This is a genomic window from Gracilimonas qinghaiensis, from assembly GCF_046602855.1.
Classification (GTDB): domain Bacteria; phylum Bacteroidota; class Rhodothermia; order Balneolales; family Balneolaceae; genus Gracilimonas.
Genome location: NZ_JBKINJ010000002.1, coordinates 191258 through 203505 on the forward strand (window position 1 = coordinate 191258; position 12248 = coordinate 203505).

Consider the following 12248-nt stretch of genomic DNA (forward strand, 5'->3'; position numbering starts at 1 on the left):
CTCACACACAAAACAAATGAAATTCAAATTTTACATGAAGGTTATAATGCGCTCAAACAAAAGATCGGACGTGCCCTCCATGCTACCCAAGAGGAAAAGATCTAACTGGAGAGTAATGATAAGCTCAAACCGGTTGCACTTAAAAGCATACGTATGGATATGAGAGACCTAAGTGAATAATAACTCAGTTCAATTATTACACTACACCCTTTTTCGGTCTTTAAAAATTTAAGTTAAGCCATTAATTCACCTTGACCACCTGCTACATTCAGCATTTTTTATAGAAATAGAGGGGCGCCAAAGCAACTTCAAGGTCTAGATTTCTTTAAAAAACAAATATATCGATATCGAAATACTATATTATCCTGGTTTTAGATCAATAACGCCGGTGATCAAACGTGGCCAAAAAGTTGATAAATCATAACGTACTTACGAACGAGCAATTTGAGCGGATCACGAAGAAAATTAGATAATACACAATTCAGGTTTGTATCTAACCGGCTTTATGTCTTTTCTATCGAATTTATCCTAATTTTATTCATTCACCTGCTTCATAAGCTCTTCAATAGCCTTTTCGAGCTGCTGATCTCTGCCTGCTGAAATTATTTCCGGCTGATTTTTCACCTTGATATCCGGCTCGGTTTGGTTATTCTCCATCCATTCACCGGCTTTATTCTTTGCGCTGACCGGAACCACTCCCCAATAACCGCCATTGGGAAGTCCTTCCCAGCCTGCAAAGCTACAGGTTCCCGGCACAGGCATACCTACCGTGAGTCCCAGTTCCATATCCTTATATCCCTGAGCATAGCAATGTCCGTCTGAATAGTTCGATTCATTGAACATGGTCAGAGTCGGCTTTGTCCATCTGGAAGTAGGTTCTCCACCTACCGCTTTTCTGGCTGTAGCATAGGTTATGAACTCTTCCCCTGAAAAGAACATAACAAGATCGGCCACCAGGTCACCGCCGCCGTTAAAGCGGGTATCCACGATAATAGCCTCGGTATCGTAATATTTTCCCAACATATCTTTATAGATATCACGATAAGGCCCATCGCTCATGCCCGGGATATGCACATAACCTAGTTTCCCATTCGACATTTTTCTCACTTCTTCAGCATTGATCTTCACAAAGCGATCATAGAGCAGGTTCTGCTCTTCACGTAAACTGATAGGCTTGATCCTTACCTGTCTGGACTTCTTATCAGTTTCGTCGGTAATTTCCAACAAGGTAAACTGACCTGCCTTACGATTCAGATAAGTTGCTACATCCCGGTCCGGGCTGATCGTCTCTCCGTCAATACTCTGAATGATCATTCCTGATTCTACGTCAAGACCGGCTTTATCCAGAGGACCACCTTCGAGGACTTCCCCGATCTTGATACCGTTACCCTCATGTTCATAATCCATGAATATCCCTAAAGAAGCCGTAGCATCAGCATTATCAATACTGCTGCTGTAACCTGCACCAGCATGAGAAACATTCAACTCACCAAGCAACTCGGAAACCATTTCAGCGAATTCGTAAGCATTACCTATATAGGGAACATATTTTTGATATTCTTCGTACAGCATATCCCAGTCATTGCCATGGAAAGTGGGTTCATAAAAGACATTTTTTGTACGTATGTAGATATGATCCAGCATTTTTTGTCTTTCATCTCCCGCATCAAGATCCATTTCACCGGCAATCTCGATGCCTTTCGAAGCATTTCCTGAAAGATCAAGCTTGGAAATTCGACCCCGACTCAACAGATAGAGGTTTTCCATATCCTTATCCCAGGTAAGACTGCCTCCACCGGTATTCAGCTTAATAGCCATTTTCGTTTCCCTGGTCCTCAGGTCGGTTTCCCATAAATTATAATTATCCTCGAAACGGGCCAGGTAATAGAGTTTATCTCCTTCTTTGGATAATGTGGCATCCGACATAAAGCTGGAATGTATCGTCAGCTTTTTTGTCCAGTCTTTCATCCGGTCAAAATCGATGTTCATGTTCTTGACCTCTTCTTCCTCTTTTTTCTCCTCATCATCATTTTCGTCGTCACCACCTTCTGCCTTATTGACCTTTTCAATTTCCTGCATGAGTTTATAGTCTTCCTCACTCATGTTGAATTTATCCCAGGACTCCTGGTCAAAGAACATGGTATACACATCACTTTGGAAACTGCCACTGGTAGCATAACTTTTTAGTCCATCTTGATTGCTAAACCAGATCATTTGTTTACCATCGTTTATCCACTTTGGTGAATAATCGTAATAACCACTTTCAGTCAGGTTATAGCGGTCTTCTCCGTCCGCTGACAGAAGTAACACTTCACTGTTATTCAGCAATTTACTCCAGCCTACCAAAAGCCATTTGCTGTCCGGACTCCAGCGAAAATACTTGTCTCCGTCCCTCATATGGAACAATTCTTCCGGCGTCATAAGGTCGGTAGTGTTTCCGGATTTCAGATCTTTTACCTTCAGGGTTCTTCTGCCGGCTACATAGGCAATTTTACTTCCGTCGGGTGAAAATCTTGGCAGATAATTACCTTCTTCAGTTTCTATTAAGGCCGTTTCCTTTAACAAACTTGAAGCAAAAAAGAAGGGTTCTTCCTCACTTCTTACGATCTCGGTCTGGTAAATACTCCATTTCCCATCCCGCTCTGAAGCATACACTACTTTATCTCCCTTCGGGGTAAAAGTGACGTGCGCCTCAGTTTCAGGAGTGTCAGTGATCCGTTTGGTCATGCCACCGTCAACGGATGTCACAAAAACCTCACCGCGAGCGATAAAAGCGATCTCCTTTCCGTCAGGCGATACCGCCATTTCTTCTACTCCCCCGTTTATGGTAATGAATTTATCCTCATTGACCGTAGACTGAGTCCGGACTGTGACCGGTACTTTAACCGGTTCACTGCCTTCCTTCATTGTATAGAGTTCACCGTCATACCCGAAGGCAAGGGTACCATTACCCATGCTCAAAAAACGAACCGGATGAAGTTCAAAACCGGTAAGTTGTTCTACTACTCCATCTATTTTCAGATCTTTCTTAAATACATTAAAACTTCCTGTTCGCTCACTTAAAAAATACATGGCCTGTTCATCCTGGGTAAATACGGGCTGACGATCTTCTCCTTCAAAGGATGTTATCATGATATGCTCACCTGAGGCAGGGTCATATTTCCATATATCACGGGTTATTGATGACGTGTGATGTTTTCTCCACTCGTTCTCACCGCCTTTTTTATCATGATAGAGCATGATGCTTCCATCTGAGCTTAACTGCACGTATTCAGCAGGCACAGTAAAGATCTGATCAACCTGACCGCCTTTTACAGGAACGCTGTATAATTCAGGCTGGGAACCGGTTGGATATTGTCTGTGACTGGCAAGATCCTGACGTACGGCTCCGAACAATATAGCTGTATCATCACGGCTAAAGCTATAAGGTTTTTCGTCATTCGAATGAAAGGTCAACCGAGTAGCTTCACCGCCCTTTGCATCCATCACATAGATATCAAAGTTACCGTAACGATCGGAAGCAAAAGCCAGTCTGGATCCATCTTTGCTCCATACCGGCATATAATCATGAGCTTCGTGAAAAGTTAACTGTGTTGCATTTCCTCCTTCAGCCGCAACTGAATAGAGGTCTCCTTTATATGTAAACGCAATTGTGGTTCCATCCGGAGATATACTTGGATATCGTAACCACTGTGGATTTACCTGGGCAAAAACAGCGGTACTAAAGAGAGCTATAAAAAATACAGTTAGTGACCTTTTCATGATAAAGTGATGTAGTTATTGTGGTATAAGAACTAGGATTTCAACTAATTTACATCTTTTCCCTGTAAAGGATTGTTTAATTTAAGATATGATAATGTCGTCATTTACATGAATGCTGAAACCTAAAAATGTAGCTGAGTACCGCAAGCAACTGCTTGATACCAAAATGGAATCAGCAGACATTTTCGCTTGTTGAATAATTTAAGTACCAATCAAAACAAACTTAATTGCAGTTATGGACAAAAAAGTTACGTTTATCGGGTTAGGGATCATGGGAAGCCGTATGGCAAAGAATCTTCAAAAGAATAATGTGAACCTGACAATTTATAATCGAACCAGCTCTGCCATGGACCCTTTGATTGAAGCCGGAGCCAATGGCGCAAGATCTCTTGAAGATGCGGTTGAACAATCTGATATTGTATTCACCATGGTTTCAGACCCCGCTGCGATTGAACAAGTAGCTTTTGGAGAAAACGGGTTTCTATCCTCCATGAAGGAGCAAGCTCTGTGGGTTGATTGTACAACTGTAAACCCTTCTTTTTCTCTAAAAGAAGCGGATGAAGCTGAAAAATATAACCTACGATTCATGGACGCTCCCGTTGCAGGAAGCAAAGGTCCGGCAGAAAATGGAGAACTGACCTTCTTGATAGGTGGAGATCCATCTGACGTGAAAGAAACGCGACCACTGATCGAGCATATGGGCACAAAAGTCGTTCATGTCGGAGAAACGGGAAAAGGGACTGCCATGAAGATGCTTGTAAATTCTTTATTAGCCGTTGCAATGGTTTCTTTTTCTGAGACCGTTCTTTTGGGGAAGAAAATGGGACTTTCAAAAGATTTCTTATTGGATACCCTTCCTGATCTTCCTGTATCAGCCCCTTTTCTAAAGGCCAAAGCTAAAATGATCAAAAATGGTGATCAGGAAACACAATTCCCTCTTGAGCTGATGCATAAAGACTTGCACCTGGCTTCTCTTTCAGCATATGAACAAGATCACCCATTATTCCTCAACAATATTACCAAGGAATTGTTCGGACAAGCAAAAAGTGATGAACGGGGCCGGGAGGATTTCTCCGGCATCTTTGATTTCTTGGATAACAACTAGCTTTAACGTATTCAGCACACCAATTAATGCTCAAGTATACTGCCCACTATTCATAAACGATTGTCTGTTTTTTTATACTGAACGTTTAACTTTTCCAGCAGTCATTTCTCCATTCATAGATCATTACGGGACAGAGAGCCTGTTCATCAGCTGGCTCATGATTCTGGAATTGATAAGACTTTGATACAATTGCATAACTGAATCTGCATAGAATACTGATCGTGAAAAAAATGAGTGAAGACCCAACTATTTATTACGATCAGAAACGATACGTCCATCTATAATAATATAATCTTACTCTTTTCAGGTAATTCCTGATAAGAAAACAGCCTGCAAAATTGCAGACTGTTTGATCTTAGATTAACATTATTGATTACTGTGCAGTATAACCACCATCAATAACCAGTGCACTTCCAGTAACAAACTTTGATTCATCGGAAGCCAAGTAAAGAATTCCGTTGGCGATATCTTCCGGTTCCCCTACATGGCCAATCGGATGTGCCGCTGCAAGTTCTTCGCGAAATTCTTCGACTGTTACTCCTTCCTTTTCTTCAGCAACTCTTTCCACCAATGAAGTCCAAATAAAACCGGGATGTACTGAGTTTACGCGGATCTTATCCTTAGCATAAAATAACGCATCGTTTTTAGTCATTAAATGGACGGCTCCCTTGGATGCATGATAAGGCGGCAGATCAGCTGCGCCTACTAATCCATAGATAGACGATAAATTTATGATACTTCCGCTGCCAGCCTTTTTCATCGCCGGAATGGCATACTTGGTGCATAGAAAAACACCATTGACATTTACATCTATAACTTCTTGCCATTCCTCCATAGTGACTTCATGGGTTGGCTTATCCACACCTTCCACCCCGGCATTGTTAACCAGGCCATCAATAGAACCAAATTTATCTTCAATAGCTGCAAAGGTATTTTTAACCTCTTCTTCATTTGTAGTATCCATATGCCAATATTTTGCTGTACCGCCATTGTTTGTAATTTCCTCGACGGCTTCCTGACCTGCATCATCCTGAATATCCGTTATAGCAACTTTAGCGCCTTCAGAAGCTAAAACCTGCGATGTTTTCTTACCGATTCCTGACGCTGCTCCTGTGACAATTATAACTTTATTCTCTACTCGTTTCATAACAACTCCTCCATTTATTTTAGGCTAAATGATCAATAGACCATTAAACCTAAATAGGTTAACAATTATACCTTCACTATTTCTTATAACATATTCACTATTGCCTTAATTCGTTTAATAGGCTTGCATAAAGGCCTTTTTAAATAATCGATATAAAACTCCTGGGAAGACCATCTTATACTGTTTAAGTCGGTGATCTTCGATTACAACCCGCACTTTTATCCTTAGAAATCATAATTGGTACAAATTTGGCTGCCTAAAAATCAAACACACCCCTTAAAGCCGTTCTAGGCTATAAAACCAGGCCACTTAATATCGGTTTGTGAATTTTATTCACTCAGGCTTTTATTATACTAAAAAACCGCTTCAGCTCATTTGAAACGGTTTTTTATCTAACGTGTTTATCTCTTTTAATCTACTGTACTCAAAAAGATAGGATTGAATATCAGTTTATAGGTGCCGTGGGGTTGCCCTCTGAATTGTGGACGGAAACCATAAAGAACTACATTTCCTTCACCGTATTTCACATCCATCAAAGCTGCCTTTCCACTCAGGTATTCTTTTTCTCCCAGCGCCCAGCCGCTCATAAGCAAGTCATCTTCAGCATATCGCACTACAATATCGATCGGCAGAGCCGGGGCTTCTTTGATGTCTTCTGTTCCACCCTCTCCTTCACGGTCAATCCTAATAATTTCAAATGCCCGGCTTTGAGAGAATGAGGTTGCCACTTCAGACTGTACCCCATTGGCTATCGGTTTATCATTTGAAACATGCGCCCTGATAAGTGAACCGGGAATAAAGAATGTTGTACTTGAAAGATTGGCTACAACGTTTTTCACGGGCAAACCAAACTGATTGATCACAAAATCACTGGCAGAATCAAAAGCGAGTAAAGTCCCACCATTTTTCACGTATTTCTGAAGTCTCAATGCACCTTCCAGACCCATACCACCTGTATACTCTTCAGGCATTGTTCCCTCCAAATGTCCATTTAGAATTCTGCTGGGGCTTTGATCTGGAATAATGATTGAGTGATATTGTGAAAGATCCCTCTCCACTAAATCACTATCATGAAGTGTGTCGACATCAAATTCATATTTCTCCAATACCCATCGAGTCCAGCCTTCGTCCATATTTGCCACCCAGGATTTATAAAGCCCAACTTTTGGCCGTTTCACCTCATATAAATCCACATTGGGTTCGGATGAAATACCGGTGAATTCAAGCCCGTACATTCTTGCCATATTCTTAATGGCTTCTTCTGTATTATTCTGATTTTCAATAATGATGGATCCGGCTTCAAATTGATTGTCCCTGCTGCCGAATCCTGATTGAGCGCGATAAACTTTCTCACCAGCTCCCAAAAGCCTGTTCATGGCCTTCACCCCAGCATTTGGTTTGGGCGAAAGCACAAACCCGTAGCCTGCATTGCCATCAATTTCTCCTGCTTCCGGCTCCACAAAATCGTTAACAGCTCTCTCCCTAAATTCAAAAGATTCATTGATGCGATCCACTTCCACTCCCATCTGCATGGGTAATGTCCAACCGGCTAAATCGTAAGGAGGATCTGGCGGACCACCTGGATACTGAAGCCTGGTAGGATAATTTTGAGGCTCCATCATGTCCATCACAAATGGACGGTATGCTTGAGCTGCTTTTATCACAAAAGAACCTGCAGGATATTGTTTTTCACCGGCTGTGAACGATCTCTCTGCCTGGTGGATTTCAACGCCACCTTGTTTTAAAATATTTATCAATTCAATGGCCTCACCATTATCCCATTGGTCTTTCGGGATAATATATGCAAAAGGATCTCCTGACTCTCCTGCTTCAATAGCATCACGACCCATCTTATATATATTATGTAGAAACTGACTCTTGCGTTCTGCTGCCAAATCCAGCACCGCCATTGAGCCTGTTAACATATAATCAACCGCATCGCGGAAATGAGACGCTCCTCCTTTCCAGGGATCAGGATAGAAAATATCTGTACCGTCAGTAGGAATACCGCTGCCTATAGTTTCAGGCATAGTTTCAGGATCGTAAAATCGTGGTGTTGGCGTAGCATGAGCCGTTTCCGTTAGTAAGCCAATCTGATTATGGTAGTACGGAGTCGTGCGTCCTCCACCGTTCCAAAACATGGTATAGCTGTTATCAGATACTACACCTGGTTTGCCTTCAAGAGCAAATCTCTGTGCCATAGCAGCGCCCACCTGATTGACTCCCGTAGTTATACCCGGATGAATATTGGGGTTTACAGGGTCTGAAAATGGTGGTAAAAAGATGCGTGCCCAAGAAGGTGCTGTTTGATGATGGTTGTAAACAATTTGAGGATACCACTCATTGTATAGCATCTCATTCACATGATAGGTCTCAGGCATATTATTCATAAACCAATCACGGTTGTTGTCATGTCCTACATAATGATGATATAACCATGGCGGGCCGGTAGTCTCAAAAGGAGTACCCAGATTACTATTATACCAGCTTCCTACAATGTCCAAACCGTCAGGGTTCATGACTGGCATCAGTAAAGTAATGACATTTTCTCGGATATTTTGCATCTCGGGTGATTCTTCAGTAGCAATTCGGTATGCTAATTCAGAAGTCATTTGCCCGTGTGCAAGTTCAGTGGCATGCATTCCTCCATCAATCCAAACAATGGCCTTACCATCTTCTGCTATTTGAAGAGCCTCTTTGTTATCTATTCTGGCTCGGGAAAGTTTTTTACTGATTTCCCGGTATTTTTCCATGTTCTCAAGGTTTTCCCTGCTTGAGATAAACAACAGGAGCATTGGCCGTCCCAATACGGATTCACCGATGGTGATTTTCTTCACACGGTCACTGGCCTTATCTAATTGATCATAGTATTCCAGCATTTGGTCATAATCCGCCAATTTATAATCGGCGCCGACCTCAAACCCAAATACATCTGAAGGCTGAGGAATGTGCTGTGCGGTTATTTGAATAGAACACACCACCATAATTATAAAAACCAATGAAAACGGTTTGCCTACAATTGGTAAAATTTTATCTGACATTACTGACTCTTTTGAAATGTTTGAAAGTATATAAATTATAAGGGATATAGTTGATCAAGTAAAAGTTAATACCCTCTTACCTCGCCATCATGTCTCGGATCAGCTACACCAATCAACTTTCCATTTTCTTTAGATACAAGATATAATCTTGCATATCCTTGAGATAAGGATTGAATATCATAACCCATTTCTCTAACCTCATCAAGAATATTTAGATCAAACCCTTTCTCAATTTGCACCTCAGTGCTTTCCCTATCAGGAAATATCCTGGGCATTTTAATAGCATCAAGTGGATCCAGATTGTATTCAAGTATATAAATAATGTTTTGTAAAACAGCTGTTGGTATTCTGCCTCCACCGGGAGCCCCTATTACCAATCTTACCTCATCATTTTTATTTAGGATTATGGTAGGTGAAATAGTTGAAGATCGAATACGATAAGCATGATCCGATTCCCAATCTTCCTCAGTTTCATGATAAGAGAAATTATATCCAGAGTTATTTAACATAAACCCGTTTACCCAAGCACCGGATCCAAACACATGGCTTAATGTTGTAGAAAGAGAGACTGCATTTCCGCTTGCATCCACCACTGATATATGTGTGGTTTCACCTTGCCCTTCAGTTTCATCATAGTCCCTATCTAAATCATTTGATACCACATAGCCAAAGTCATTACTTTCTGTACTAATCATTGTTGAGTTACTGGCAAACTTAATGGTACTGCAGCCAGTCTCACTGTCATTCGCAAATATTTGAGGCGGATCTCCGTGAGTAACCTCTTCAGCCGCCATACCGGTTCCTACCAGTTTCTTTCTCTGGTCAGTGTACTCATCTGAGATCAGTCCCAGAATTGGTATTTCTTCCCAGTTAGGGTCACTTACATACTCAACCCTATCTGCAATACTTGTTCTCATAGCAGAGCTCAAGATATCGAAAGCTTTTGGCGAAACTGTAGGTAAACCTATCTCATTTAGCTCATAATCTTCTAGAATATTGAGTGCCTGAACAATATAAAGACCGGTTTGAGGTAATGGAGCAGACAATACTTTATAATCATGATAGCCACCGCATAAAGCAGGTTTATCCCATTGCGGTTCATACTCACTAAAATCAACCTCAGAGACTGGATTTCCATGAGCATTTAATAATGAAATTATATCCTTAACATTGTCACCTTCATAAAAAGCAGAGGATCCACTCTGAGAAATATTTTGCAGGGTTTGAGCTAATTCGGGTTGCTTTAAAATCTGTCCTACAGCCAACGGCTTATCATTAGGAAAAAATGTCTTTGATGCTCCCTCAAACCGTTTTAGCTTCTCTTCATTTTCAAGAATGAATTGGGCCAGTGTTAGATATATCGGGAAACCTTCCTTTGCATATTTTATAGCCGGAGCCATTACCTGTTCACGACTCATAGTTCCATGTTTTTCTAATGCCTGTAATAGACCATCTACGCTTCCCGGAATACCAACTGAAAGCAGATTGGATTCTTCCTCATCAATCTCATCATAATTAATGTCTTTATAGGTTTCAGCTCGTTTTGCTGTATAGAAATCTACATAATCGGTTTCTTTTTTTTGTTGATTCCAAATCAACATGCTGCCCCCGCCGCCAATACCGGACATATTTGGTTCTACGACATTAAGGGCAAAGGCTGTGGCTACTGCAGCGTCAACGGCATTACCGCCCTCTTTTAACATCTTCAAACCGGCTTCACTGGCTAATGGATGAGCTGAACTGACCATTGCGTTATCTGCAACCAACCTTTTTCCCCGATCGGCTTTTCCCGTCGGTGTAATTGCATCCGAATTGGTATTACAGGCCGTAATTAAAATTAAAGCAGCCAAGGACAGCCATAAATAGATTTTACTGGTAATAATATGATCTCGTCTTTTCATGAAATCGGGGATAGTGATTAGTTTTTTAAATAGAAAACCCCAAAAGAAGCATAACTAAACTACTTTGCCTGCTTGCCTTTTGGGGTTGTAATTTTACCGGATTAGAGATTTGGATTCATTTCCAATTCACTTTGACCTATTGGAACACATTTATCTCTTCCATCAAGAAAAGTATTGTTGGCTGCACCGGTTTCATCATTCCATCTTCTTAAGTCGAAAAATCTACGGCCTTCAAGCCACATATCTTTTCCGCGCTCATCTTGGAGATGTCCCCAGGCCTCTGCTATATCGTTTGCAGTTAAAGCACCCAAGCCATGGTAATTTCTTCCTTGGTTGATGTAGCCCATAGCTGTATTGAAATCTTGATTTTCTCTTAATTCCATCTCAGCTCTTATAAGTAGCATTTCCGTTCCCTTCGATAGAGCAATATTATCAGCATCACTCTCATATTTCAATTGGGTAATCCATGGCGTAGTACCGTTTGCGGCAGTTGCAGTATCATTACTAGCATCATAGATTACTTGTTGAGGTAACCTCGGGTCATTTAACCCTTCCCACTGTGTCCCAAAAACACTGTATTCTCCTCTATTGATTGTATTGGGAGGCCAGTCATTATTTTCTCTTCCACTATTTGTAGAATAAATAGCTTCAAATCTATATTCGACAGGTACATCTTCAGCATCAGCTGCTGCACCTACCCAATCTCCTAAAGCTGCCCGAGCGGAAGCCCGACCTGCAATAGCAGCATTTAACAGGTTTTGGTCATTCAAGTTTGTTGCAATTGTAATAGCATCCGTGAAGTAACTTTCAGCTCTTTCAAAATGAACCGTGTAATCCTCACGGGGACCACCATCGATAACAGCGAAGCAAACATTTTCCCCTAGCATTCTGTTTGAATACCCGGCGTAAAGATGTGCTTTGGCAACATACTCATTTGAATCAAATTCGTTACCAAGTGTCTCTCTAATTCTTTCAATACCATTTTCAGCAACCCATCTTGCCCGTTGAGCATCTTCCCACCACGGGTTTATATCTTCACTGTATATAGAACCGGTACTAAAAATTGTTGGTGCTGAAAAGGTACCACTATGTGTTAATTCATCTGCCCACACACTTCCCCATCTCGTTGTCGTACGATAGGCAAAGGATAAGTCGGCAGACATCCCAACTACTAAGCCGGGAACAGCACTTGGAGTGTTTAGTGCACTTTCGGCAATAGGACCCGGATTTTCGACATCGCAACTGTATATAAATATTAGAATTGTAAATATTGAAAGTAGCTTCTTCATAAT

Annotated in this window: 6 protein-coding genes; 1 reads left to right on the forward strand and 5 read right to left on the reverse strand. The window is 41.3% G+C overall.

Annotated elements, in window-relative coordinates; all coding sequences use genetic code 11:
* Nucleotides 1-534: 534 nt before the first annotated feature.
* On the reverse strand, nt 535-3762 hold the full coding sequence (locus ACKGJO_RS10815) for a S41 family peptidase (protein ID WP_411323455.1): 3228 nt from the start codon (nt 3760-3762) through the stop codon (nt 535-537).
* Between the two features lie 235 nt (nt 3763-3997).
* Between ACKGJO_RS10815 and ACKGJO_RS10820 the strand changes: the two genes are divergently transcribed.
* Nucleotides 3998-4867: an NAD(P)-dependent oxidoreductase gene (locus ACKGJO_RS10820; RefSeq protein WP_411323456.1), complete on the forward strand. Its 870-nt coding sequence runs from the start codon at nt 3998-4000 to the stop codon at nt 4865-4867.
* 373 nt (nt 4868-5240) lie between these two features.
* Here the strand turns inward: ACKGJO_RS10820 and ACKGJO_RS10825 are convergent, their stop codons facing one another.
* The 4 genes from ACKGJO_RS10825 to ACKGJO_RS10840 all read right to left on the reverse strand — a co-directional run bounded on the left by ACKGJO_RS10825 (nt 5241) and on the right by ACKGJO_RS10840 (nt 12245).
* A complete protein-coding gene (locus ACKGJO_RS10825) occupies nt 5241-6014 on the reverse strand; it encodes an SDR family NAD(P)-dependent oxidoreductase (RefSeq protein ID WP_411323457.1) in 774 nt (257 codons plus the stop codon).
* A 410-nt stretch (nt 6015-6424) separates the two neighbouring features.
* Entirely contained in the window at nt 6425-9055 is a 2631-nt protein-coding gene (locus ACKGJO_RS10830; protein ID WP_411323458.1) for a M14 family metallopeptidase, read from the reverse strand.
* 65 nt (nt 9056-9120) lie between these two features.
* Nucleotides 9121-10956 carry a gamma-glutamyltransferase gene (ggt, locus tag ACKGJO_RS10835; RefSeq protein ID WP_411323459.1) on the reverse strand — a complete coding sequence of 612 codons (1836 nt, stop codon included), beginning with the start codon at nt 10954-10956 and terminating at the stop codon, nt 9121-9123.
* 101 nt (nt 10957-11057) lie between these two features.
* Nucleotides 11058-12245 carry a RagB/SusD family nutrient uptake outer membrane protein gene (locus ACKGJO_RS10840; protein WP_411323460.1) on the reverse strand — a complete coding sequence of 396 codons (1188 nt, stop codon included), beginning with the start codon at nt 12243-12245 and terminating at the stop codon, nt 11058-11060.
* Nucleotides 12246-12248: the final 3 nt, after the last annotated feature.

Bases quoted from the DNA above. Each gene is read 5' to 3' on its own strand.
- ACKGJO_RS10825 (WP_411323457.1), bottom strand. From the start codon at position 6,014: ATGAAACGAGTAGAGAATAAAGTTATAATTGTCACAGGAGCAGCGTCA.
- ACKGJO_RS10840 (WP_411323460.1), bottom strand. From the start codon at position 12,245: ATGAAGAAGCTACTTTCAATATTTACAATTCTAATATTTATATACAGT.
- ggt (WP_411323459.1), bottom strand. From the start codon at position 10,956: ATGAAAAGACGAGATCATATTATTACCAGTAAAATCTATTTATGGCTG.
- ACKGJO_RS10830 (WP_411323458.1), bottom strand. From the start codon at position 9,055: ATGTCAGATAAAATTTTACCAATTGTAGGCAAACCGTTTTCATTGGTT.
- ACKGJO_RS10820 (WP_411323456.1), top strand. From the start codon at position 3,998: ATGGACAAAAAAGTTACGTTTATCGGGTTAGGGATCATGGGAAGCCGT.
- ACKGJO_RS10815 (WP_411323455.1), bottom strand. From the start codon at position 3,762: ATGAAAAGGTCACTAACTGTATTTTTTATAGCTCTCTTTAGTACCGCT.